General features: G+C 70.1%; 23 protein-coding genes and 1 pseudogene. 21 read left to right on the forward strand and 3 right to left on the reverse strand.

The window, feature by feature from the left end; genetic code table 11:
• Window positions 1-60 precede the first annotated feature (60 nt).
• The 16 genes from B056_RS38465 (at window position 61) to B056_RS0129655 (ending at window position 15,223) form a co-directional block, all read left to right on the forward strand.
• Window positions 61-261 (forward strand): hypothetical protein, encoded by a 201-nt coding sequence (locus B056_RS38465; RefSeq protein WP_456095370.1) that lies wholly within the window; start codon window positions 61-63, stop codon window positions 259-261.
• Entirely contained in the window at window positions 258-1,433 is a 1,176-nt protein-coding gene (locus tag B056_RS0129585) for a thiolase family protein (RefSeq protein ID WP_018505460.1), read from the forward strand. Before B056_RS38465 ends, B056_RS0129585 begins: the two co-directional genes overlap by 4 nt.
• A 90-nt stretch (window positions 1,434-1,523) precedes the next feature.
• On the forward strand, window positions 1,524-2,093 hold the full coding sequence (locus B056_RS0129590; RefSeq protein WP_018505461.1) for a nuclear transport factor 2 family protein: 570 nt from the start codon (window positions 1,524-1,526) through the stop codon (window positions 2,091-2,093).
• A 108-nt stretch (window positions 2,094-2,201) separates the two neighbouring features.
• Complete coding sequence (locus B056_RS0129595; RefSeq protein WP_020572778.1) at window positions 2,202-2,792, forward strand: cysteine hydrolase; 591 nt, start codon at window positions 2,202-2,204, stop codon at window positions 2,790-2,792.
• On the forward strand, window positions 2,789-3,691 hold the full coding sequence (locus tag B056_RS0129600) for a carboxymuconolactone decarboxylase family protein (RefSeq protein WP_026240283.1): 903 nt from the start codon (window positions 2,789-2,791) through the stop codon (window positions 3,689-3,691). Before B056_RS0129595 ends, B056_RS0129600 begins: the two co-directional genes overlap by 4 nt.
• Window positions 3,692-3,815: 124 nt before the next feature.
• The gene (locus tag B056_RS0129605; protein ID WP_020572779.1) at window positions 3,816-4,724 is read left to right on the forward strand and encodes an FAD binding domain-containing protein; all 909 of its coding nucleotides are present in this window, start codon (window positions 3,816-3,818) and stop codon (window positions 4,722-4,724) included.
• Window positions 4,725-4,729: 5 nt separating this feature from the next.
• A complete protein-coding gene (locus tag B056_RS0129610) occupies window positions 4,730-5,218 on the forward strand; it encodes a (2Fe-2S)-binding protein (RefSeq protein ID WP_195905968.1) in 489 nt (162 codons plus the stop codon).
• A 31-nt stretch (window positions 5,219-5,249) separates the two neighbouring features.
• Window positions 5,250-5,372 (forward strand): hypothetical protein, encoded by a 123-nt coding sequence (locus B056_RS45555; RefSeq protein WP_018505466.1) that lies wholly within the window; start codon window positions 5,250-5,252, stop codon window positions 5,370-5,372.
• Window positions 5,369-6,145: an SRPBCC family protein gene (locus tag B056_RS45560; protein ID WP_018505467.1), complete on the forward strand. Its 777-nt coding sequence runs from the start codon at window positions 5,369-5,371 to the stop codon at window positions 6,143-6,145. The genes B056_RS45555 and B056_RS45560 overlap by 4 nt, the downstream gene beginning before the upstream one ends.
• 88 nt (window positions 6,146-6,233) lie before the next feature.
• Window positions 6,234-7,082, forward strand: a complete 849-nt coding sequence (locus B056_RS0129625) for a cupin domain-containing protein (protein WP_018505468.1) — start codon at window positions 6,234-6,236, stop codon at window positions 7,080-7,082.
• Between the two features lie 32 nt (window positions 7,083-7,114).
• Window positions 7,115-7,858, forward strand: coding sequence for an SDR family NAD(P)-dependent oxidoreductase (locus B056_RS0129630; RefSeq protein WP_051105779.1), 744 nt, complete (start codon window positions 7,115-7,117; stop codon window positions 7,856-7,858).
• Window positions 7,859-8,427: 569 nt separating this feature from the next.
• Window positions 8,428-9,693, forward strand: a complete 1,266-nt coding sequence (locus B056_RS0129635; RefSeq protein ID WP_018505470.1) for a CaiB/BaiF CoA transferase family protein — start codon at window positions 8,428-8,430, stop codon at window positions 9,691-9,693.
• A gap of 13 nt (window positions 9,694-9,706) precedes the next feature.
• A complete protein-coding gene (locus tag B056_RS0129640) occupies window positions 9,707-10,831 on the forward strand; it encodes an amidohydrolase family protein (protein WP_018505471.1) in 1,125 nt (374 codons plus the stop codon).
• Between the two features lie 161 nt (window positions 10,832-10,992).
• Entirely contained in the window at window positions 10,993-11,703 is a 711-nt protein-coding gene (locus B056_RS0129645; protein ID WP_018505472.1) for a GntR family transcriptional regulator, read from the forward strand.
• A 129-nt stretch (window positions 11,704-11,832) separates the two neighbouring features.
• The gene (locus B056_RS0129650) at window positions 11,833-14,166 is read left to right on the forward strand and encodes a xanthine dehydrogenase family protein molybdopterin-binding subunit (protein WP_018505473.1); all 2,334 of its coding nucleotides are present in this window, start codon (window positions 11,833-11,835) and stop codon (window positions 14,164-14,166) included.
• Between the two features lie 55 nt (window positions 14,167-14,221).
• Window positions 14,222-15,223: a sucrase ferredoxin gene (locus B056_RS0129655; protein WP_020572781.1), complete on the forward strand. Its 1,002-nt coding sequence runs from the start codon at window positions 14,222-14,224 to the stop codon at window positions 15,221-15,223.
• A 110-nt stretch (window positions 15,224-15,333) separates the two neighbouring features.
• Here B056_RS0129655 and B056_RS0129660 read toward each other — a convergent pair whose 3' ends face one another.
• Entirely contained in the window at window positions 15,334-16,758 is a 1,425-nt protein-coding gene (locus tag B056_RS0129660; protein ID WP_018505475.1) for an acyl-CoA reductase, read from the reverse strand.
• Complete coding sequence (locus tag B056_RS0129665) at window positions 16,755-18,107, reverse strand: long-chain-fatty-acid--protein ligase (protein ID WP_018505476.1); 1,353 nt, start codon at window positions 18,105-18,107, stop codon at window positions 16,755-16,757. The genes B056_RS0129660 and B056_RS0129665 overlap by 4 nt, the downstream gene beginning before the upstream one ends.
• A 108-nt stretch (window positions 18,108-18,215) precedes the next feature.
• On the opposite strand from B056_RS0129665, the gene B056_RS0129670 reads away from it, so the two are divergent.
• From B056_RS0129670 to B056_RS38475, 5 genes and pseudogenes are all read left to right on the forward strand, one after another.
• Window positions 18,216-18,863, forward strand: a complete 648-nt coding sequence (locus B056_RS0129670; RefSeq protein ID WP_018505477.1) for a TetR/AcrR family transcriptional regulator — start codon at window positions 18,216-18,218, stop codon at window positions 18,861-18,863.
• Window positions 18,864-19,059: 196 nt separating this feature from the next.
• A complete protein-coding gene (locus B056_RS38470) occupies window positions 19,060-20,394 on the forward strand; it encodes a cytochrome P450 (protein ID WP_018505478.1) in 1,335 nt (444 codons plus the stop codon).
• A gap of 38 nt (window positions 20,395-20,432) precedes the next feature.
• The gene (locus tag B056_RS0129680; RefSeq protein ID WP_230203259.1) at window positions 20,433-21,941 is read left to right on the forward strand and encodes a serine/threonine-protein kinase; all 1,509 of its coding nucleotides are present in this window, start codon (window positions 20,433-20,435) and stop codon (window positions 21,939-21,941) included.
• 200 nt (window positions 21,942-22,141) lie between these two features.
• Window positions 22,142-22,363 (forward strand): annotated as a pseudogene (locus B056_RS44955) (MFS transporter); the annotation flags it as partial.
• A gap of 194 nt (window positions 22,364-22,557) precedes the next feature.
• Window positions 22,558-23,490: an MFS transporter gene (locus B056_RS38475; protein WP_018505481.1), complete on the forward strand. Its 933-nt coding sequence runs from the start codon at window positions 22,558-22,560 to the stop codon at window positions 23,488-23,490.
• Between the two features lie 85 nt (window positions 23,491-23,575).
• On the opposite strand, the gene B056_RS38480 is transcribed toward B056_RS38475, so the two are convergent.
• The coding region (locus tag B056_RS38480; RefSeq protein ID WP_018505482.1) for an ABC transporter permease at window positions 23,576-24,978 on the reverse strand (1,403 nt) is incomplete at its 5' end.

The following is a 24,978-nucleotide window of genomic DNA, read 5'->3' on the forward strand; positions in this document are numbered from 1 at the left end:
GTGGTGACCTACACGGTCGTCCGCCGCCCGTGGATCCCCGGCTACGAGCCGCCCTACGTCGTGGCCCGGGTGGTGCTCGCCGAGCAGCCCGATCTGCACCTGTTGACCAACGTGGTCGACTGCGACGTCGAAGCGGTCAGCACCGGCATGGAGGNCGAGGTGACCTTCGAACAGCGAGGGGACGTGTTCGTACCGATGTTCCGGCCGGCCGGGCAGGGGCAGGCTGGGCAGGGGCAGGCCGTGGAAGCGTGGATCGCGTGAGCGCCGATCCCGGGAACATCGAGCGGCGGGCGATCGTGTCCGGTATCGGGCGGTCCGCGTGCGGGCGGCGGTTGAACCGGCCCGCGCTCGAGCTGACCCTGGACGCCTGCCTCGCGGCGATCGCGGACGCGGGTCTCACCCCGCGCGACATCGACGGGCTCACCTCCTGGCCCGACCACCCGGCCCCGCACGGCTTCGGTGGCCCCCGGGTCGGCGACCTGCACACCCTGCTGCGGCTGGACCTGTCGTGGATCCTCGGCTGCGGCGACGGCGCCAACGTGATCGGCATCCTCGGTATCGCCGCCCACGCGGTGGCCACGGGCCTCGCCCGGCACGTGCTGGTCTACCGGACCGTCGCCGAGGCGACCAGCCAGGGTGCCGGGCGCCGCCCGGCCGTGATGGCCGGCGCCGGGGCCGCGCCGTGGAAGACGACCTACGGGGTGGGTTCGCCGGTGCAGTTCGCCGCGCTGTGGGCCCAGCACCATGTCGACCGTTACGGCACCACCCGGGAGCAGCTCGGCTGGGTCGCGGTGAACGACCGGCGCAACGCGGCGGACAACCCGGACGCGGTCTACCGCGACCCGATGACGATCGACGACTACCTCGCGGCCCGGATGATCAGCGAGCCGCTGTGCCTGTTCGACTGCGACATCCCGGCGGACGGTTCGATCGCCTTCGTCGTCTCGCCCGCCGACCACCGGCGCGACGTCGACCGGCCCGTGTTCTTCGAGGCGCTCGGCGGCGGCCGGCCGATGACCTCCAGCTGGGAGTTCTGGCCGGACTTCGACGTCATGGCCGCGACGAAGGCCGCCGAGCAGCTGTGGTCACGTACCTCGCTGCGGCCCGGCGACGTCGACGTCGCCGGTCTCTACGACGGGTTCAGCATCTTCGTCCTGCTCTGGCTCGAGGCACTCGGCTTCTGCGGCCGCGGCGAGTCGGGGGCGTTCGTCGAGGGCGGCAAACGCATCGCCCGTACCGGTGACCTGCCGCTCAACACCTCCGGCGGGCAGCTCTCGGAGGGCCGTTACCTCGGCTTCGGCCTGGCCTACGAGACCTTCCTCCAACTACGCCGCCAGGCCGGTGTCAGGCAGGTCACCGACGCCGAGGTCGGCCTCGTCACCGGCGGCGGCGGCCCCCTCGCCCAGGCCTTCCTCTTCACCAACGACCGCTGAGTCGGCGAGAGCCGCTTCCATGGGCCCCTGGATCGCCGCCACCGGCGCGCCGAGAAGACATCCTGACCACGCTGAGGACGGTGCTGCGCCATGAGAGACGTCGCGGGTGCCGAGCAGGCGGCGATCCAGCAGCTGCTCGACAAGCAGGCGATCCGCGAGGCGACCATGCGGTACTGCCGCGGCGTGGACCGTTGCGATCCGGACCTCATCAGCTCCGCCTACCACCCTGACGCGATCGACGATCACGGCGACCAGCGCTACTCGGGCAGAACCGTGGGCCGAGGCGTCGCCGACCTCGTGCGCTCGGCGAAGGTCTCGATGAACCAGGTCACGAACCAGCTGATCACGCTGCACGACGATCGGACGGCCGGTTGCGAGACGTACTTCACGGTGTGGCGGAGCATCGAGACCGAGGATGAGGACCGCGTCCTCCTCGCGATCGGGCGGTACGTCGACCGCTTCGAACGCCGTGCGGGTGAATGGAAGATCGCACACCGGCTTGTGATCGTCGACCTGACACGGGTCGTCCCGGCGAGTGGCCTGCCGCGGCCGTCACGTTCCGGTCTCGGTTCCCGCGACCGGAACGACCCCTCGTACGCGGCGCTTGAGAGCCCTGGCACCGGATGGACACGCCCGCTGCCGGCGCAGCCCCCCCACTAGGCGGAGCCGGAGCCGCCGGCGAGTCGACAGTCCACCCCTTGCGCATTTCCGCAAACTTGTATACAACCTGATCCAATGGTTGTATACAACTAGTGCGAGAGGGAGGTGATGACCATCACCAGCACACCCACGACGCTGCCGACCGCGTTCGTCGCCCTGGACTTCACCGAATACATCGTCGGGCGCTTCAGCCACGACCCGGCGGTCGCGGAGCGGGCCGCCCATGCGATGACATTGGCTCGCCGGGCCGGCATGCCGGTCTTTCACGTGGTGCCGGAGTCGATGGTGGACGACATTCACCCGTTGCTGGCGCCGATCGACGACGAGCCCGTCCTGAGTAAGACGACCATCGGCGCCTTCGCCACCACCGGCCTGCACGACCTGCTGCAGCGAGCGGGGGTCAGGCAGATCGTCATCGCGGGTGTGGCGACATCGGGGACCGTCCTGTCCACCTCCAGATGGGCGTTCGACGTCGGCTACCAGGTCGTCGTCTGCTCGGACGCGTGCGACGACCCCGAACCGGAGGCGCACGCCGCGCTCGTCGACGCCGCTGTCTTTCCGCGGAGCTGGATCGGGCTGTGGCGCACCGCGGACGTGCGGCCGACCGCCGAGATCGCCGTGCTCCAGGCAGGGGAGTCCGGGGGCACGCGGGCCCAACCATTCGAAACTCCGTTCACCCAGGGAGGTACGTCGGGATGATGACCCAGGCGCAGCGCGAGATGGCCTGTGAACGGGTTCGCCGGGAGCTCGGCATCGACCGGGTCGGAACCGCGCCGGACGCGCCGGTGCTGCGGTCCCGCCAGAGCGGTGCGCCCGCGCGGCCGGCGTCCTACTTACCCGTGGAGGCCGAGATCCACGGCGCCCAGTTGTACGAGTACGAGATCTGGGGCCGGCCGGGACTCGACCTCCGGACGCGGAGTTTCATCACCGTGGCCGTTCTGGCGGCCCTGGGCCGGGACGACCAGCTCTACCGGTACATCAACGGTGCGCTGAACATCGGGATCACGCCGGAGGAGATCCACGAGACGCTGTTGCACGCCGGTGTGTACAGCGGTCTGCCGGCGTGGGAGAACGCAGTCGGTGTCGCGGGTGAGGTGTTCGTCGCCCGGGGGCTGGTGCCGGCGGGCTCGGGCGCCCCGGTGGAGTCGAAGCCCGCGATGGACCACGAGGAGCGGCGCGCGGCCAGGAACCGGGTGGTCGCCGCCCTGGGTGTCGGGCGGATCGGCCTCGGTCCCGACGCCCCCCTGCTCCAGCCGCTGCCCGGCAACCCCTTCCCGGCCGCCAGACCGGGCCGGCTGTCCTTCGAGCAGGAACTGGCCGGGATCACCGCCGACTACGGTTACGGCGAGGTGTGGGGCCGGCCCGGGCTCGATCTGCGCACCAGGAGCTTCATCACGGTGAGCGTCCTGCAGGTGCAGTACCAGAACGACCAGCTGCACATCCATGTCAACAATGCGCTGAATCTGGGGATCGCGCCCGAGGCGCTCGGCGAGGCGATCGCCCAGGCCGGCGTCTACGACGGCGGGTCGGGGTGGCACAACGCCATGACCGTCGCCCGGCACGTCTTCCTCCAACACGGCCTCGTCGAAGGTGACTGATGAGCATCCTCGACGGCGATGATCGACGAGCGGTGCGACGGCGAGACCCTCGTGCTGCCTGCCCGGATCCCCCGGGGGACGCCGAGCCGGCGTCCGCCGGGTTGGACGAGACGGAGAACCGCCGTTGAAAGCCGCCGCATTCGATTACCACGCGCCGGAGTCCGTTGACGCGGCGGTGGCCCTGCTGGCCGAGCTCGGAGACGAGGCGAAGGTCCTCGCCGGCGGCCAGAGCCTTGTTCCGGTGATGGCGATGCGGCTCGGGCGGCCCGAGCACATCGTCGACGTCAACCGCATCGAGGCGCTTGCCGGCGCCACCCGGTCGAACGGCACGCTGCGGGTGGGAGCGCTGACGCGGCACCGCGATCTGGAGACCGACGTGCTCATCCGGGACTCGGTGCCGTTGCTGGCCCGTGCCGCGCCCCACATCGGCCATTTCCAGATCCGCAACCGCGGCACCGTGGGCGGCTCGCTCGCCCATGCCGACTCGGCCGCCGAGCTGCCCGCGGTCACCGTCGCGCTCGACGCCGAGATCGAGGTGCGCAGCAGCCGGGGGAGCCGACGCATCCGGGCCGCGGACTTCTTCGTGTCGATCTTCATGACGGCGCTGGAGCCCGACGAGCTGGTGACCGCCGTGCACCTTCCGGTGTGGGGACGCGGCTGCGGCTTCGCCGTGGCGGAGTTCGCGCGCCGGCACGGCGACTTCGCGCTGGCCGGCGCCGCGTGCGGGGTGCAGGTCGATGGCGGGCGCATCGTGCGGGCGGCGGTCGGGCTGATCGGGATGGGCGGTGTCCCGGTGCGCGCCCGGCCGGCCGAGCAGGCTCTGACCGGTGCGGACGCGCACGGGGCGGACCTTGTCTCGACCGGGCGTGACGCGGTCGCGGCCCTCGACCCGCCCTCGGACGCCCACGGCTCCGCCGCCTACCGCCGCCACCTCGGCGCCCAGATGATCACGCAAGCGCTCGGCCGTGCCCTCGCGGAGGCCCAGGGACAGGACCGCAACCCAGGCCAGAGCCAGGCTGGAGGCACCGCGTGACCGAGATGGACGTGAACCTGATCGTGAACGGCGAACGCTGTCGCGCCCGGGTCGAGCCGCGCAAGACCCTCGCCGACCTGCTGCGGGAGGACCTCGGACTGACCGGCACCCACCTGGGGTGCGAGCACGGGGTCTGCGGGTCGTGCACTGTGCTGCTCGACGGCCTGGCTGTCCGGTCCTGCCTGATGTTCGGGGTGCAGGCGGACGGGAGCGAGGTGACCAGCGTCGAGGGGCTGGCGGGCGATCCGGAGTCGCTCAGCCTGGTGCAGCGCGCCTTTCAGGAGACGCATGGGCTGCAGTGCGGTTTCTGCACCCCCGGGTTCGTCATATCGGTCACGGCCTTCCTGGCGGAGGTGCCGGATCCGACCGACGAGCAGATCCGGGACGGCCTGAGCGGAAACCTCTGCCGCTGCACCGGCTACCAGGGAATCGTGCAGGCCGTCCGGCTCGCGGCGCGGCTGCGCCGCGAGGAACGCGCCGAAACCTCGGGGTAGGTATGCGCGAGATCGCTCAGTGGGTGCGCGGGTGGCGGTCAGCCAGGTGGCCCTCCGCAGTGCCGATCGCAGCCGGGATGGCGGCACGCTGACCGCCGTCTCCGCCGGGACCGCGTCGGTCCACGGCACCGCCAGTTTGAAGGAGATCGGATGAAACTGGAGAACACCTTCAGCGTCCCCGTGCCCGTCGACGAGACGTGGCGGGTCCTGCTCGACATCGAGCGGGTCGCGCCCTGCGTGCCCGGAGCGACCCTCACCTCACGCGACGGCGACAGCTTCAGCGGCAAGGTCAAGGTCAAGCTCGGGCCGATCGGTCTCACCTACGGCGGCACCGCCACGTTCCTCTCCCTGGACGAGGCGGCCAAGGTCGCGGTCATCGAGGCCAGCGGCCGGGAGACCCGCGGCGGCGGAACCGCCAAGGCGGTCGTCACCTGCCGACTCGTGGGCACCGGAGGCGCGACCGACGTCCTCGTCGAGACGGATCTCGCCATCACCGGCAAACCCGCCCAGTTCGGCCGGGCCGCTCTCGCCGACGTCACGGCCATCCTCATCGGCCAGTTCGCGGCGAACCTGGCCAGTGAGATCACCGGTGCCGGCACGGCCGAAGGCGCCAGGCCGCACGGCGAGCCGGCCGCGCCGCCCGCACCCGCCGCCACGCCTGACCCGGGCGAGACCGCGGGCGGTGCGCCCGCGGCCAACGGGGTGGCATCCGTGCCGGCGCCCGCGGACGGCGCCCCGCCCCCACCCGCGGCCCCACCGCGGGTGCCCGCGGCCCACTCCCACCGACCTGGCGCCTCCCACCGGGCAGCCGAGCCGATCGACCTGCTCGGGACGGCCGGTGGCGGGGTTCTCAAGCGCGTAGGCCCTTCAGTCGCCGGAACAGTTCTGCTGGTGGTCCTCCTGCTCCTCTGGAGGCGGCGCACCTGACGGCGTCCCGGTGGCCGGTCGCCGGTGACCGGCACGTCCCGCAACCGTAGGGCGAGAGTTCGGACCGCATCGACGAGAGGAGTTCCACATGCCGGTGACCGTCTTCAACGGTGCGCCGTCCGACGAGGTGGCGCCGGGTGTGACGCGTTCGCGGCTGGAGCCGGGGGGCAAGGACGGCCCGGGTGGCATCGTGCGGGACTCGGATCAGCTCGGCGGCTGCGCGTGGACCCAGATGTGGTTCTTAGGGCGGCCCGAGGACGAGTGGCGCATGATGCTGCCCGACATCCGGATGGCGGCGAACCAGGTCTGGCCGCCGCACTGGCACGACTGCTGGACCGCGGTGGTCGTGCTGGACGGCAGCGTCCTGATCGGGGACTGGTGGATGGAGCGGGGCGACGTGCTCATCGCCGCGCCGGGTGTCGAGTACGGGCTCATGCTGAACGGTCCGAAGGGCTGCGAGCTGCTCGAGATCTTCGCCCGCGACATTCTCTCGCCCGGCGGCTACGGCGAGGAGTACCGCGACCATCCCACCCTCGCCTATCTGAAGGGTCTCGAGACCGTCGACTTCGTCCCGCGGCCGCCGGCCCGGATGGAGAACGGGCGCCGGCAGGTCGTTCCGGTCGACACAACGCCTGGTCTGCAGAAGGGGCACCTCGACGGCAACGCCTGGTGGGACCTCGGCGATCCGGGTGACCCCGAGCGGGGGATCGTGTTCGACCGGAAGCTGGCGGCGGGCGCGGCGCTCCCGCCCGGGTCCGTCGACGACTGGCGTGGAGCGCTTGTTCTCGGGGGCTCGATGAACGTCGGCGACACGGAGTTCGCCGAGGGCGACGTGCTGCTCGTCGAGCCTGCCGCGAAGACGCCCGCCATCACCGCCGGCGCCGGCGGTGTCCATCTCCTGGAGCTGGCGCGCACCGCTGCGGCGCTGACGCGCTGAATTCTCCCAAGAGCGAGGAAATGGTGGTGTACATGGGCCGAGTGGCAGTCGTGACAGGTGGCGCATCCGGGATGGGGCTGTCCATCTGCGAGCACCTCGCCCGGCGCGGGGATCGCGTGGCGGTGCTCGACCTGAACGGGGACGCGGCGCGGCAGGCCGCCAGGAACCTGCGGGGACGTGGAGCGCAGGCCATGGCGTGCGCCGTGGACGTGTCCGATCGAGCAGCGGTCGAAGACGCGCTGGCCCAGGTGCGCGGCGAGCTCGGGCCAGTCGAGGTCATGGTGACCTCCGCGGCGATCTCGCCGTTTCATCCCTTCGCCGAGATTCCCCCTGACTCGTGGGACCGCGTCCTCGCCGTGAACCTCACCGGTACGTTCCACTGTCTGCAGGCGGCGATCCCCGACATGGCCGCGGCCGGCTGGGGCCGCATCGTCACGATCACGTCGTCGGCCGCCCAGATCATGAGCTCCAACCACGCGCACTACGTCGCGTCGAAGGGCGGCGTGGTCGCGCTGACGAGAGCGGTGTCCTTCGAATACGCGCGGCAGGGGATCACGGTGAACACCATCGCGCCCCACATCATCGACACCCCGATGCTCCGCCGGGCCCGCGCGGAGCGCGGGGACCCGACGGGTGACGGAGGTGCCAGCCACATCCCCGTCGGCCGGCTGGGCACAGGCGACGACATCGCCGCTGCCTGTCTGTACCTGTGCTCCGAGGAGGCTGGCTACATCACGGGGCAGCTGTTCGGTGTCAACGGCGGTGCCGTCGCGTGACGGCACCGGTGGCGCAGCCGCGGGCGACCCCGACGGCGCCACGGAACAAGCGGCCCCAAGGCCCGCCGAGTCGCGTGGGGCGCGCCCTCCGTACCCGGTGCACCCGTGCAGCTCGGGAAACGTGAGGGGATCACAGGAGACGGGGACCTCCGCCGAGCGCGCCGATCTCTTCCGCAACGTGTCGGGCTGCTGCACCGGCCTGGCGAGGATCAGCTCGCCGTCGCGTTGTCCGAGACGCCGGCTTGCATCGTCGTAGACACCACAAGAGAGCCTGGGCCGGGTCCGACCATCAGGATCGGCCACGAGCAGGTGGGCGCTTTCGGCGGGCGGCAGCTCCACGATGCGGATGGTCCATGCCTCGTTGCGGCTCGCGGAGATCGACACCGCTGATGGCCGCTCCCACCGTCGGCGTTACCGGTTGGACGTCCAGAGCCGGCGCAGTCGCCATCTCGGCTCCTCGCTGACGTGGTACGTGCGGACTCACGCGCCGCTGGCCGGGTGGCGTGCGGAAACGAGCGGGCGTTGTCTCCGGTGTATACAACTCTCGGTCAATGTTGTATACAAGTCTCATGATGAAGACCGGGTGGGGCGACACCGATGAGGAGGGCGAGCCCGTGCCGGATCAGCTCAGGTACGACCTGCTGGCGGGGGTGAGGGTGGTCGAGGTGGCGGCGTGGCTGTTCGCGCCGTCGTGTGGGGCGATCCTCGCCGACTGGGGCGCCGACGTCATCAAGATCGAGCCGACGCGGAACGGCGGTGATCCCTATCGGGGGTTCTTCCACACCGGTCCGGTGAACCCGACGATCGAGCTGGCCAACCGGGGCAAGCGCAGCGCGGCTGTCGACCTGTCGACGCCGGCGGGCCACGAGGTGCTGTTACGCCTGGTCGCGGATGCCGACGTGTTCATCACCAATCTGCTGCCCGATCCGCGGGGTCGGCTCGGCGTCGAGATCGCCGACATCCGGGCGGCGAATCCCTCGATCATCTACGTGCGGGCCAGCGGCTACGGGCCTCGTGGCCTGGACGCCGAGACCCCCGGCTTCGACGCCGCGGTGGCGTGGGCGCGTGTCGGGGTCGCCCAGTTCCTCACCCCGCCGGATGCGCGTCAACCGACCCATCCGCCGGGCGGCATCGGCGACTGCGTCGGGGGGCTCGGCGGGGCTGGTGCTGTCGCCGCGGCCCTGTTCAAGCGGGCGAGCACGGGCGTCCCCTCGGAGGTCGACATCTCGCTGCTCGCCGGCGGCATGTGGATGAACGCCACCGTCCTGATGACGGAGGCCAACGCCGGGCCGCAGGGCCCGCTGATGCAGAGGACCGACCGGCGGACGGTCCGCAATCCGCTGTCGAACAGTTATCAGACGAAGGACGGCCGCTGGCTGTCGATGGTCGTCATCCAGCCGGACCCGCACTGGCGCGGCTTCTGCGACCATATCGGCCGGCCGGAGCTGGCCGACGACCCGCGTTTCGTGGACTTCAACGCCCGGATGACGCACAACGCCGAACTGATCGGCCTGCTTGACGAGGTGTTCGCGTCCCGCACCGTGGACGAGTGGCGCCAAGCGCTGGCCACGTTCACCGGGGTCTGGGACGTGCTGCAGACACCCGCCGAGGTCGTGCGTGATCCGCAGGTGCTCGCCAACGGTTACCTCGTCCCGGGGGAGGATCCCGGGCCACCGCTGTCGGCCGTGGCATCGCCGGCGCAGTTCGACGGGCAGCCGCTCACCGCGGTGCGGCGGGCGCCCGAGCACGGCCAGCACACCGAGGAGATCCTCCTGGCGTGTGGCTACTCGTGGGACGACATCACCGCTTTCAAGGATCAGGGCGCCATCATCTGAGAAGGGAACGCACATGGATTACAAGGTCATCTCGGCGGACAACCACATCATCGAGGCGCCGCACACGTTCACCACCTACCTGCCCAGGGAGTACCGGGAGCGGGCGCCGCGCATCCTGCGCGGCGCGGACGGTGGCGACGGCTGGAGCTTCGACGGCAAGCCGCCGAGCAGGACGTTCGGGCTGAACGCCGTGGCCGGCCGCCCGTTCGAGGACTACAAGGCCAGCGGCCTCACCATCGAGGAGATCCTCCCGGGCAACTACGACGGCACCGCCCACCTGAAGGACATGGACGCCGACGGCGTGGACGCCGCCACCATCTACCCGATGGCCTCCCTCGCCGCCTACACGCTCGACGACCGGCCCTTCGCCCTGGCCATCTTGCGGGCCTACAACGACTGGCTGCTCGACGAGTTCTGCGCCGTCAACCCGCGGCGGCTCATCGGCCTGCCGCTGCTGCCGGTCGACGACGGCATCGACGTCCTGCTCGCCGAGCTCGAGCGGGTGACTGCCAAGGGCGCCAAGGGCGCCTTCCTCCCCTACTGGAGCGAGCGCCCGTACTACGACAGCTACTACGAGCCGCTCTGGACGGCAGCCGAGCAGGCGCCGCTGACGCTGTGCATCCACCGCACCATGGGCGGGAAGGAACCGGCGGGGCAGGCCACCCCGAGGCCGGATGCCGCCGCGGGCGTCAACCTCGCCGGTATCGTCCAGCGGTTCTTCACCGGCGTCGCGCCGTTCTCCCAGCTGACCTTCACCGGCGTGTTCGAACGGCACCCCGGCCTGAAGTTCGTCGACGCCGAGGTCAACTTCGGGTGGCTGCGGTTCTGGGCCCTGATGATGGACCAGGAGTTCGAGCGCCAGAAGCACTGGGCCGAGCCGCCGCTGCACACCCCGCCCCACGAGTTCATCGGCAAGAATCTCTTCGTCAGCGTGCTCGACGACTTCGTTGGCTTCGAGGACGCCAAGCACGACCCGCTCGTGGCGTCGGCGGCCATGTTCTCCATCGACTACCCGCACAGCGGGACGCTGTTCCCGAAGACCCAGCAGTACATCGCCGAGCTGACCCCGGGCCTCGACGACGACCGCAAGCACGCCATCCTCGCGGGGAACGCTGTGCGAGTGTTCAACCTCGCATGATCGACCCAGCGGCGGACAGTGGCCGGCTGGCCGGGCCGTGCCCGATCGAGATCCATGGCGTCGGTGCGGACGGGAAGGCCCCAAAGGTTCGCCTACCGTCCGCACAACGGGCTGCGGTTCGAACTTCTTGATCAACATTTCGGTAGGGCAGAATAAGGACGGTGACACAGCCGACGCCGACCCAGAGTTCGCCCGCTCGCGGCAACGTGCAGGCACTCGTCGATACCATCCGTGGACGGATCATCCGCGGCCAGTTCGCGCCCGGCCAGCGTCTTAAGGAGGAGTGGCTCGCCGCCGAGTTCGGCGTGTCACGGATCCCGATGCGGGAGGCGCTGCGGGCGCTGGCGTCCGAGGGATTCGTCCGGTCCGAACGCTACGGCGGCACCTTCGTCGCCACCCTGGACGCCGAGGCCGCCCATGACCTGCTCGATGTGCGGGCGGTCCTGGAACCGCTGGCCGCGGCGCAGGCGGCGATGCGGTGCACCCCCGAACACCTCGAGACGTTCCGCCAGCTCCTCGACGAGGGTGACCGGGCGTTCCGGGAGCGGCGGCCCGAGGACACCCGCACCGTGAAGGGGCAGCTCTACGAGCATCTGGCAGTGGCGTCCGGGAACAGCACGCTGATCGCACTGATGCGTGTCGTGCGCTTCAAGATTGAATGGGCCACCTCAATAGAGCTCATCGAGCAGATTCCGGAGGAGACGCGGAACCTCCGGGCGAAGCTTGTTCGCGAAATGGTCGATGCGATGGCTGACCGTGATCCCGTTCGGGCGGCGACGGCGGCGGCGGCCATCATCGACGCGACCTATGCCTCCCAAGGCTGGCGGCGTGTCGTCGACGTGCGGTTCGAAGCCGCCAGCAAGTCCCCATAGCTAATCGCGCGGAGAGAGGTCACGAGCCTTGTCACGGTTCTTATGCATGGGTGCACGTGAAGATCGGAGCTCACCCGTTCCGGGCCGCGGCCACGGATTCGCGGCGGTACCCAAGCCGGTGTCGTACCGATGAGATTCGTCGGCGAGCGGGTGGCGAGAGTCGAGGACCCGCGGTTGTTGACGGGCCGCGGAAAGTTCGTCGACGACGTGACGTTGCCGCGCATGCTCCATGCCGCCTTCGTGCGCAGCCCCATGGCCCACGCTCGGATCAACAGCATCGACACCGCGGCGGCGCGAGCGGTGCCCGGCGTCGCGGCGGTGTTCACCGGCGCCGACCTGGAAGCCGGGTGCAATCCTCTCACGGGACTGCGCAGCGTACCGAACTGGCCGACGTTCCGTGCCCTGCCCACGGATAAGGCGAGGTTCGTCGGCGATCCGCTCGTGATGGTCGTGGCCGCCAGCCGGTACCTGGCCGAGGACGCGTGCGAGCTGGTCGACATCGACTACGAGCCACTCCCGGCGGTGACCGGGTACGAGACCGCCCTCGACCCCGCGTCACCGGCCGTCTTCGACGAACTCGGCGACAACATCGTGGTGACGAGCCCACCCGTCACCCTGGGTGACATCGACGCCGCCTTCGCCGAGGCCGACCAGGTGGTGCGCGCGACCCTGCGCCAGCACCGGGTCGCCAACGTCCCCCTGGAGACGAGAGGCGGGATCGCCGACTACGACCCGGCCTCCGGGGAGCTGACCTTCATCGCATCGACCCAGACCCCGCACGGCCTGCGTCAGGCACTGGCCCAGGCTCTCGACCATCCCCTGGAACGGCTGCGGGTGCTCGCGGGTGACGTGGGTGGTGGCTTCGGCCTCAAGGGCGTGGTGGGGCGCGAGGACTTCTGCATGGCGCTGGCCAGCAAGCGGCTCGGCCGTCCGGTCAAGTGGGTGGAGGACCGCAACGAGCACCTGCTCGCGTCCGGCCACGCCCGCGAGGAGAAGATCGACGCGGAACTCGCGCTGAAGGCCGACGGCACGCTGCTCGGGCTGAGGGTGAAGCTCGTCCTGGACGGCGGCGCCTACCCGGCGGTGCCGTTCAGCTGCGCGATCTACCCCGAGATGATCTGTACGTCGTTGCCGGGTCCTTACCACATCAAAGCCTACGAATACGAAAGCACCGTCATCGCCAGCAACAAGGCCACCTACGTCGCCTACCGCGGCCCGTGGGAGATGGAGGTGTGGACGCGGGAACGGCTGCTCGACATCGCGGCCCACGAGCTGGGGCTCGACCCCGCCGACCTCCGGCGCCGGAACCTGGTGGCCGGCGAGCCCGGCGACCAGATCATCACGGGTCGCGGCCTCGAGGGCATCACCTCACGCCACTCCCTTGAGCAGGCCCTGGACCTCGTCGACTACGACGGGTTCCGCAAGGAGCAGGCAGCCGCCCGCGCCGCGGGCCGTTACCTCGGCATCGGGTTCGCCATCTTCATGGAAGCGGCGCCCGGGCCGCCGGAGCTGCGCGGCAAGGGCGCGCCCTTCGGCGGCGAACAGGCGAAGGCGGCGCTCCAGGCCGACGGCCATCTCCTCGTCACCACCGGTCAGGCCCCGCACGGCCAGGGCCACGAGACGACGCTCGCCCAGGTCGCGGCCGACCAGATGGGTCTCCCGCTGGACCACGTGCGGGTGGTCCACGGGGACACCCGGCAGACCCCGTTCAACCTCATCGGCACCGGCGGCAGCCGGGCCGGCACGTGGGCGACGGGCGCCGTGATCGTGACGACCAGGCGGCTGAGGGAGAAGGTGCTGGACATCGCCGCCCACCGGCTGCGGATCGATCCCGGCGACCTCGACATCGTCGACGGGATGGTGACCCCGAAGGGAGCGCCGGACAAGGCGATCCCGCTGGCCGACGTGGCGAAGCTGGCGATGATGGCGCCCATGCTCCTCCCGCCGGGCACCGACGTGTCCCTGACGGCGCAGGAACGATTCGACGGGTCCGCCGTCACCAGTAGCGGCTGGTCGGGCGGCGCGCACGTCTGCACCGTCGAGGCGGACCTCGCCACGGGGCAGGTCCGGATACTTCGCTACGTCGTCGTCGAGGACTGCGGCCGGGTGGTCAATCCGGCGATCGTCGAGGGCCAGATCTGTGGCGGTATCGCGCAGGGCATCGGTGAGGTGCTGTACGAGAACGCCGCCTACGACGCGGACGGCAACTTCCTCGCCGCCACGTTCATGGACTATCTGCTCCCGACCGCCGCCGAGATCCCGCACATCGAGATCGAACACATCGATTCCGCGGGCCTCGGCGACTTCGACTTCCACGGTGTCGGCGAGGGCGGGGCGCTGGCGGCCCCGGCGACGCTGACCAACGCCGTGGCGGACGCACTGCTGCCCTTCGGGGCCCGGGTGGTCGACCAGTACCTTCCCCCGGCGAAGATCCTCGAGCTGGCGGGCGTGATCTCTGCCTGACACCCGTCCGCCAGTCGCCCGAAGCAGTCCGCAGTCACAGCGGAAGGTGGCCTTCGTGAGCCTCCACACCACGTCCCCGGCACTGTCCTACCGGTGCGCGCCCTGGACGCACGCGCAGGGCGTCGACCCGGTCGGGTCCGCGCTGACCTGCGACACGTTCGTGCTCATCGAGGTGCCACCGCCCTGGCCCCGGGACGTCGGCGAGATCCCGGTCTTCGCCGGCCTGGCGCGGCGTGACCTTCGCCGAACCAGAGTGCTGGCGGTCAGACCCCTCGCGGGCGACCTCGCCGACCCGATCGTGAAGGCCGCCGTCCCGGCGGGCTCCGCGATCGCCGGCGATCAGCCGGGACCGCGTGCGGGGCGTGGTGTGGGGGTGACGATCTGGCGCCGGGCGGACTCGGGCCGTTTCGTGGGTACGGACCATCTCGTACCCGCCGAAGGCGTCGCCGACGAGGTGATTCGGCTGCTCGAGGCGCCGCGGGCGGACCCGGCGAGCCGGATCGCACCCGCCGAGGTGCTGCTGTGCGGGCACGGCGCGCGGGACCGCTGCTGCGCGCGGCTGGGGACCCGCCTGGCGCTGGACGTGGCCACGGCCTGGCCGGGTGTGCGTGTCCGCCGGTGCAGCCACACCGGCGGACACCGCTTCGCGCCGACCGGGTTCACACTGCCGGACGGGCGGGCCTGGGGGTTCCTCGACGCCGAGACCCTCGACGCGGTCGTGCGCCGGTCCGGGCCACCGCCGCTGCGGGGCCACTACCGCGGTGACACCGCGCTGGACACCTGGGGCCAGGTGGCCGAACGGGAGCTGTTCGAGCGGTTCGGCTGGGCCTGGCTGGACCACCAGCTCACCTCCGCGCACACCGAGATCGCCGCCGGGGGACGATCGGCCACCGTGGAGCTGGCCTGGGGCGGACCGACCGGACCCGCCACGGCGACCGCGACGATCGACGTCATCCGCGACGTTCCCGTCCTCGTCTGCGGCGAGCCTCCCGAACGGGCAGAGAAGACGGCACCGGAACTGGCACTACGCTCCATCGACCTCGCCGGCGCAGGATGATCACGCCCTGGTCCGGCACAGCCGCGGCGGATCGTCGACCGGTGGCCGCCGCGGCTGTGCCGGCCGGCACAGCCGGTCACCGGGAGCGGGAACGTGTTCCTACTGTGTTCCTACTGTGATCCGACGCCGTCCTCGTGGGCCATCCAGTGGACGAAGCGGTGCAGCGGGTACATGGCGTCGTGCGGGTTGCCGATGGTGCTCGGCCCCGCCTCGCCGAGGCGGACGATGCGCTGCGCGCCGCCGCTGGCCAGCCGGTCGCGATAGTCGGCCATCCGGTCGAAGGGATAGAAGCCGACCGTCTGGGTCGCCACGTTGACGTACCTCATCGCCTCGTCGAGCGAGTCGACCCGGACCACGTTCGCGGTCTTGTTGATCGGGTGGAAGTCGACGGGCTCGTCCGAGCGGATCACCAGCCCGTGGCCGTCGGTCTTCCCCCAGACGCCGAACTCGTCGTCGAGCATCGTCAGCACGTCGATCTGCTCACGCAGGTCGGCGTCGAGCGGGCGGGCGTCGCCCGAGGCGGCGGCCTTCTCGACGATGCGCGCGTGCAGCCGCTCGCTGAAGCGGTCCGCGTCGGCCTGGTCCGCCTCGACGAAGACGAAACGGCTGGCGACGCAGGCCTCCTGGTTGAGGATCATGACGTCGCCGGCGGCGAGCTCGGCGGCGTCGTCGAGCGCCTCCGCGGAGGCGAAGGCCTCCCGGCCGACCATCGAGATCGACGTCTTGGGGTCGAACGAGACGAGCTGGAAGCCCGGCCCGAGGTATTTGATCACGTTGTTGATGGCGTCGCCGCCGCCCCAGGCCACGATCTTGTCGAAGTACTGCGGGCGGTAGAGCACCTGTTCCACGGCGTCGTCGCCGCCGCGCCAGTAGACCGCCGACATCGACCGCACGACGGGGTGGTCGGGGTCGATGTCCGCCATCGTGCGCAGGACCGCCACCGTGGTGAAGGGGTCGCTGGAGGACATCTTGAACAGGTTGACGGCCTTCACCAGCGCGCCCTGGGCGATGGACTTCACCGCGACGCCCGGCGAGTTGCCCGGCAGCACGTGGATCAGCCGGGGCGCGAAGGCGCGGATGTAGCTCCTGCGGCCGGTGAAGTCCTGCTTGGGCACCCATTCGTCCAGGGCCCTGGGGTCGGGGAAGTTCTGCTCCACCACGGTCTCGAGCAGGCGCTTGTCGAGATAGGCGGCGGCGCCCTTGACCTGCCCTTCCAGCACCGCGCGGGGCAGCACGTGGGTGCCGGCCATCCGGTCGATGCAGTCCTGCATGAAGGTGTTGCGGGGATCGCGGATCCGCTCGCCCGTCTCGACGAGGAAATCGATGATCTCCCTGAGTGGGACGTTCAGCAGCGGCGGCACCTCGGTGCGCGGGTGGACCGCCTTGTCCATGGCGATCCGCGGCGTGGCGAAGGTGACGCCCAGATCACGCGAGCGGTGCGTGACGTCCCGGCCCTCGGAGAGCTCGCCGCGCAGGAAGAACGGCGCGGAGACCACCGCGTCGGCGGACTGGGGCCGGATGTCGGTGACGCTCATGAAAGTCCTCGCACATACGCGTCGACGGTGCCGGCGCAGCCGATCTTGTCGTCGCCGCCCTTGAGATCGGCGTAGCGGGCGATGGTGTTCCGCACCGAGGGCCCCTTCTGGCCGCACGCGCACGGGCTCAGATCGAGCGAGATCCTGTCGCCGGTGATGATCCCGCCCCAGCGCCCGTCGAGCGAGAGGTCGAAGAAGGCGGCCCGGCCCTCGACCTCGCCGCTCTCGTGCGGGAGCAGCGTCTCGCCCGCCTCGTCGAGGATGAACGGCACGATCCACGGCGGCACGTGGTAGCGGTCGCCCTGCTGGCACTTGGGCATGCCGGAGTTGAGCTCCTGCATCGAGTAGTTCTGGAAATCCCGGCTGGCCGGGATGTTGAACGTCTCGTGCACGAACTCCTGGTAGTCCGGCGGCAGCTGCGCGCGCTTGAGCCCGCCGCCGACGTAGAGGCAGTTGTCGGGGTGGAAGTCCTTCGCCGAGTAGCCCAGGTCGCGCACGATCTTCGCCGCCTGGTACAGCGAGTTCCACATCCCGGCGATGTAGAGCTTCTCGTCGCGGTACCGGATGAGCGCCTCGGCGCCGATGATCATCGCCTTGTCGAGGGCCTCCTGCCGCTCCCGGGAGGTCCGCTCGAAGTCGGCCAGCTCGCCGGGCAGCGCGGTGCCGTCGGCGATCTTCTTGCGGAGCACGACCATCCTGGTCAGCGACCCGACCGTGATCGGCGGAAGCGGCAGGCTGAACCGCTCCCGGGCGGGATCGCTGAACGCGGCCTGCTGCGCCTCGGCGATGACGACGTTCTTCGGCACGGCGGCGGTCGCCCCCACGCCGATCATCCGCCGGTCCTGTGCCGGCTTCACCCCGGAGCCCCAGGAGAACACGTTGACCGTGTCGACGCGCGACCAGGCCATGTCCCGCTCCGACGCGAGCAGCATCGCCGACTTGCCCGTCGTGCCGCTGGAGCAGGAGACGAAGTGACCCCTGGCCTGCAGACGTCCGATCCAGTCGTCGATGCCGGCGATGTCGGAGGTCTCGACCGGGCTGATCGGGTAGGGCGAGACGGTGCCCAGCCACTTGCCGAGCCGGTCCCACTTCTCCTCGATCAGGAAGCTCTCCGGGTAGCTCTTGTAGACGCTGTGCGGGAAGAGGAGCGGGACCATGTCCTCGCGGTCGCGGATCTCGGTGGTGCCGGCCTCGCGGGCCCGGTGCGCGAGCAGCCGGATGCGGTCCCTGCGCTCCTGGAACCGCTCGTTCAGAGCGGCTAACTGCGTCTCGCGCAGCTCGGCGGGGGAGTGGTCGAACCGATCCTCGGCATCGACCAGCCGGGTCAGTGTCTCGATGGCTGAGCTCACAGGGCATCCTTACTGTTCGTGTTGGTGGCCGGGTCCAGCTAACGGCACCTGGTGCGTATCATTAATCGAATCCGGCGGCGGCGCAAGAGGGAAGTCGAGCGAGGCGACATGCAGAACGGAGTCGCACCCACCCGGCGCGGGGCGGGGCGTCCCACCCGCGAGCAGGCCGAGGCGCGCCACGAGGAGCTGCTGGACACCGCGCTCGAGGTGTTCCTGGAACGCGGCTTCGAGCTGGCGACGATCGAGATGATCGCCGGCCGGGTCAGCATGACCAAGCGCACGGTCTACGCCCGCTACCCCGACAAGGCCGCGCTGTTCCGCGCGGCGGTCCAGCGCGCCATCGAGCGCCAGATCGTCCCCCAGGCCGTGCTCGAGGGCATGGACAACGGCGATCTGGCCGAAACACTCGGGGCGATCGCCCGCCTGCGGATCACCCAGGTGGCGACACCCAACGGCCTGCGCCTGCAGCGGATCATCAACACCGAGAGCTACCGCTTCCCCGAGATCTTCACCATCAGCTTCGAGCAGAGCGGCCGGCCGGTGATCGAGTTCGTCGCCGGTGTGCTCGAGCGCGCGGTCGCCGACGGCACGATCGCGCCGACCAACCCCAGGCTCGCCGCGTCCGTCTTCATGAGCATGCTGGTCAGCGGCCCGGTGCGCACGATCGTGAGCGGCCACATGCCGACGCGGGCCGAGCTGGACGAGCGGATCGAGTTCTCCGTCCGCCTGCTGCTCGACGGCCTCCGGCCCCGCTGAGACGTCAGGTACTCCGTTCGGAGTACGGCGGGCGGCCGGTACCGCGTCATGAGTAGCCGGTACTGCCTGCGGATGGACGATGACGGGCGGATCCCTTTTCGGACAAGGTGGTTCCGGGGTGCGTCAGATCGCGCCCGGTCGTCGACCGGACAAAGAAGACGACCGGTTCCGGCTTGTGAAGGGAACGGTGGATACTGTGCGCGACCTCGAGGCGTTGGATTTCTTCCGCGACGAGACCCTCGTCGCGGATCCGTACCCCTACCTCGACAACCTGCGGGAGAAATGCCCCGTCCGGCGGGAACGGCACCACGATGTGGTGATGGTGACCGGGTACGACGAGGCGGTGGAGGTGTTCCACGACTCCGCGGCGTTCTCGTCCTGTATCTCGGTGACGGGCCCGTTCCCCGGCTTCCCGGTCCCGCTCGACGGTGCCGACGTCTCCGCGCTGATCGAGCGGCATCGCCATGAGCTGCCGATGAACGACCAGCTCCCGACGATGGACCCGCCCACCCACACCGATCATCGCGCGCTGCTGATGCGGCTGATCACCCCTAAGCGCCTCAAGGAGAACGAGGCGCTGATGTGGGACCTTGCCGATCGCATGCTCGACCCGTTCCTCACCCCTGGTGAGGGAGAGTTCATCAGCGGATTCGCCGGACCGTTCACACTGCTCGTCATCGCGGACCTTCTGGGCGTCCCCGAGGAGGACCAGGACGAGTTTCTCGACAAACTGCAGCGTCAGCCGGCACAGACCGGTGGCGTCGGCGGCACCGGAACGGAGACCCTGGCCCACAGTCCGCTGGAGTTTCTCTACGGGAAGTTCACCGGCTACATCGAGGACCGTCGCCGCAGCCCCCGCGCCGACGTGCTGACCGGTCTGGCCGGCGCGACATTCCCGGACGGATCGACACCCGAGGTTATCGACGTGGTGCGGGTGGCCGCGAACCTCTTCTCCGCCGGTCAGGAAACCACGGTGCGCCTGCTCAGTTCGGCGTTGAAGATCCTGGCTGAGCAGCCCGACCTCCAGCGGCAGCTTCGTGCCGAGCGGGAGCGCATCCCGGCCTTCATCGAGGAGACCCTGCGCTGGGAGAGCCCGGTCAAGGGCGACTTCCGGCTCTCCCGGGTGCCGGTCACCGTGGGTGGGGTGCAGTTGCCCGCCGGCACCACGGTGATGGTGGTCAACGGGGCGGCCAACCGCGACCCACGCCGCTTCGAGAAACCGGAGACGTTCGACGTCGCCCGTTCCAACGCCCGCCAGCATCTGGCTTTCGGGCGTGGGATCCACAGCTGCCCCGGCGCGCCGTTGGCACGGGCCGAGGCACGGGCGAGTCTTGAACGGCTGTTGGACCGCACTACCGACATCCGCGTCAACGAGCGGGTGCACGGCCCGGCCGGCAACCGCCGCTACGAGTACATGCCCACCTTCATCCTGCGTGGGCTGACCGCCCTGCACCTGGAGTTCGACCTCGCGCCAGCACCGCCACGTGACTGCCCGCCCGCCGGCTCACCTACCGGATGGATCAAGGGCTGACGCTGCCTTCTGGCATGGTGTCGCACCCGGAGGGGCGCATGGTTCCCGCGGCCGAGACGTTCGTCCCCGGTGAACCCCTGTTGCCGCACGAGCCGACCGCCATCGGCCCGTACGTCCTGTTGAGCCGGCTGGGCGTGGGTGGGATGGGCGCCGTCTACTACGCGCGCGACCAGCGGGGGCGGCCGGTCGCGGTCAAGGTGATCAGGCCGGATCGGGCCAGGGACCAGGAGTTCCGCCGCCGTTTCCGACGGGAGGTCGAGGCAGCTCGCAGCGTCGCCTCGTTCTGCACCGCCGAGGTTCTCGACGCCGACCCGGACGCGTTCGCGCCGTACCTGGTGACGGAGTACATCGACGGCCTCCGGCTGGATCAGGCTGTCGCCGACAGGGGTCCGCTCGACTCGTCCACCCTTACCGGGCTGGCGGTCGGGGTCGCAACGGCGTTGACCGCGATCCACCATGCCGGGCTTGTGCATCGGGATCTCAAGCCCGGCAACGTGATCCTGTCGCTGTCCGGTCCACGGGTCATCGACTTCGGTATCGCCCTGGCCCTGGACAGCACCGGCGGTAGGCCGACCGACTGGGGGTTCGGCTCGGCCGGGTGGATGGCACCCGAGCAGATCAACGGCCAGCCGATCAGCGCGGCGGCCGACGTGTTCGCCTGGGGCGTCCTCGTCACGTACGCGGGTACCGGACGGCACCCCTTCGGGGACGGCCACGATGTCGGTCTCGCCCACCGGATCGCCACGGCCGAACCGGACCTGACCGGCCTTTCCCCGCAGGTGGAGGATCTCGTCCGCGATGCTCTGGCGAAAGAGCCGGCCAGCCGGCCTGATGCCCGGGGCCTGCTGCTGCGCCTGGTCGAGCGCCGGCCGGGGGAGCGGTCCGCCGATCCGGCTGTCCGACTGCTCGGGCTCACCGCGGAGCTCGCGCACTCCCCGGACGGGTCCGCACCTGCGCGGCGGTGGGGCTGGAGCCGGGGCCGCGCTCTGCTGACCGCCAGCCTGGCGCTGGTACTGGCGGGTCTCACCGTGACCGGGTTGGCGGCGGCGAACCGTGATGACGGGACGCCGACGCGACCGGCCGCGCCCATGGCCGGGCCGGGGGCCTCCGCGGCCAGGTCCGTGGAATCCTCGGCCACGCCGGTCTTCGGCCCCAGTACCCCGACGAGTCCCAGCGGCTTCCGGGACGGGGCGTTGCTGTTCGCCGTGGACGGTGTCGAATGCGGGGTCGGGCAGCTCGGCCTCGGGTTCCTGGCCCGCCATCCGGACGGTCAGTTCTGCCTGGTCACCATGACGGTTCGTAACACCGGTGCATCCTCGGGCGCCCTGGAGAACGCCTACCAGTACGCGTACGACAGCACCAGCGCCCGGCACACCGCCGACTACCTGTCGCGTTTCTACCTGCCCGGCGAGACGATCTGGAATCCCGCCGGGCCGGGTGCATCCATCCACGGCACGCTGGTTTTCGATATCCCGCGGGGCGCCGCGCTGCAGCGGCTGGAGCTCCATGACAGCCCGACCGGCAGTGGCGTTCTCATTCCGTTGTAGCCGGAACTCTCGCCCGTTCCGAACAGCACTTCTGTCGTCTTTTTTGATGTTGTGCGGCGTTGTCGACGTGCCCCGTGTAACCGGGGTTCGGCCATTCTGAAGGACGGGAGCCGTTCATGACAGTAACCGCGGTGCCGTCCCAGACGGAACCAGGACGGTCCGGATTCACCGCGCGGAATGCGCTGATCCTGATAGTGCTGATGTGGGCTGCGCAGCTTCTGGGGCTGGTAGGCCTGCTTTCCGGCAATGTTCAGGCGGAGATCGCCGTACACTTTCACACCGTCAGGATCTCGTGGTTCACACTGATCACGGGCCTGGTCGGCAGCTTCGCCACGCCCTTCGCGGTCAAGGCCGCGGCGATGTACGGCAAGAAGCGGGTCATGGTGGTCATCACCGTCCTCGGGCTGGTGGGAGACCTGATCGCCGCCCTTGCGACGAACTACTCCATGCTGCTGATCGGACGCGGCATCGCCGGGTGCTATGGCCCGATCGGGGCACTGGCCTACTCGATGGTTCATGACGTTCTCCCGCGCCGGCTCATCGGTCCCGCCAGCGGCCTGCTGGGTGGCGGCGTCGGGCTGGTCGCGCTGGGGGCCCGTTCCTGTCCGCGTGGCTCGTGGACGGTTCCGGCTTCCGTGGCGCACTGTGGTTCATGGCCGCGGCCAGCGCGCTCAGCCTCGTGGCGCTCGTGGCCCTCGTACCCGAGAGTCCCGTGCGCGAGGAACGCACCCGCATCGACTGGCTGGGCGGGTTCCTGCTCGGCGGTGGCCTGACCGCGGTCGTCTACGGGATCGGCGAAGGCGCCGACTGGGGCTGGACCAGTGCTCGCACTCTTTTCTTCATCGGAGGCGGTCTGGCCGCCGTGGTGGGCTTCGTCTTCACCGAAAGCCGGGTCCCGCACCCGATGATCCCACTGCCCCTGCTGAGGCGACGGCCGGTCTGGACCATGCTGCTGACGACGTCCCTGGTCGGAGGCGCGGCGTACGCCGTCGGCACGGTGATGTTCCTGCTCGCCCTCATGCCGACGATCCCGGGCGTCTCCGACGGACTGGGATTTTCCGCGACCAGGAATGCGCTGGTCAATGCACCCGGCAGCGTACTGATCCTCACTGGCGCGGTCGCGGCTGGCGCGTTCGCCCGTAGATTCGACGCCTGGTTCCTCCTGGCCACCGGCGGCCTGCTCGTCGCCGGTGGATACGGTCTGATCGCCATGCGCCACCACACTGTGCCGCAGCTGGTGCTCTTCGGCGCCGTGGCCGCGGTGGGTATGGGCCTCGTCGTGGCCGCAATTCCCATCCTGGTCGTCCAGGCGGTGCGCCCGGACGAACAAGTGGTGGCCAACGGCGCCCAGGCAATGGCGCAGGGGGTCACCCAGACCGTCCTGAGCCAGCTGGCGTTCGTCATCCTCGCCCGGGACAGCCGGGTGGTCCATGGAATCCGATTCCACCGCGACGCCGGGTACTCCAACGGTCTTCTGCTCACCGCCGGTGTCGCCGCGACCGGGACAGCGCTGGCTCTGATACTGCGGAAACGCCCTGCGGCCGGGTGAGTCCGAGAGTCGATTGCCTCGACCGTGGGTGACACGAGATTCGCTGACGCCGGGCCTTGGCCGGCGCTGCGGGCTGACGTGACGACTACCTGCCCGCATTCCCGCGGACTGAAGGATCCGGCCGCGGCCCCACAGGAGCCGCGGACACCGGACGTCTGGTCGGACGAGACATCCTGGGGTCGATGCGACGCAGCAGGACCGACGTCACCGCGAGCGCCGCGCTGGCCAGACCGACGCCCAGCACGATGTCGAGCAGCCAGGTATCCGCGCTGTGCTCCCAGCGCCTGTCCGTCGGGTCGGTGCGCAGCATCTCGTTGCCGAGCTTGGAGACGTTGTTCAGGTCATCGGTGGAAGCCAACGCCGCGAATCCCCACCGTGCGGGGGCGATCCAGGCGACCTGCTCCATCACCGGCCGGCCGGACAGCGACACCAGGCCGCCGGAGAGCACGAGCTGCGCCATGGTCACCAGCACCAGGATGGGCATGATCTTGTCGGCGTTGTCCGCGAGAGTCGAGACCAACAGGCCGATCATCATGGACGCCAGCGCCGCGACGATGACGGCGACGAGGCATTCGATCAGTGGCGAGGCCAGCAGGGACGCCTCAGGCGGCGTGCGGCCGGCGAGACCGATCAGGGTGCAGATCGCGCACTGGAGTGTGGTGATGCCGGTGAGAACGATGATCTTCGAGCCGAGGTAGGCCGCCCGGGACAGGCCGATCGTTCGTTCCCGCCGGTAGATGTCGCGTTCCTTGACGATCTCGCGGACCGAGTTCGCCATTCCCATGAAACACGCGCACAGCACCAGGACGACGAGCACTTTGATCGCGTCCGGATTAGGCGCGTCCGGCAGGGTTTTCAGTCCGTCCGGAGCCGGGATCACCCGGGGGATGATGCCCAGCAGAAACGGGAACGCGATAATCATCCTCAGGTAGGAGGCGTCGGCGAGTACCACTCGCAGATATCGTCGCGTGAGCGTCGAGAGCTGCGCGGTCACCGGTTGCTGGCGGACGCCGGGGAGTTCGGCCGGTGCCTTGCGTGCGACCGGCGCGACGACGGCGGAGGGTACGAAGTACTCCGAGGCGCGGAACCGGGCCGCCATCTCGGCGCCCGGGGTGCTCTCCAGCTCCCGGAAGACCGCCGCGAACTCGCGGAAGTCCTCCTTGCCGAAGAAGCTCAACGCGCCACCCGACGGGCCGAAGTAGGCCACGTGCCCACCCGGGGCGAGGACCAGGATGTAGTCGCACAGGTCCAGGAACAGCACGCTGTGCGTGACGACGATGACCGTGCGGCCGCTCTCGTCCGCCGAACCGACCCCGCCGCCCTTGGCCAGGCCCTTCAGCGTCTCCATCACCGACTGGTCGTTCGCCGGGTCCAGCCCCGACGTCGGCTCGTCCAGGAACAGCAGCGACGGCCGGGTCAGCAGCTCCAGCGCCACCGACGTCCGCTTCTTCTGCCCACCCGACAGCCGGCTCACCGGGGTGTCGGAAT

It is taken from the genome of Parafrankia discariae (genome assembly GCF_000373365.1).
In the GTDB taxonomy this organism is placed as follows: Bacteria; Actinomycetota; Actinomycetes; order Frankiales; family Frankiaceae; genus Parafrankia; species Parafrankia discariae.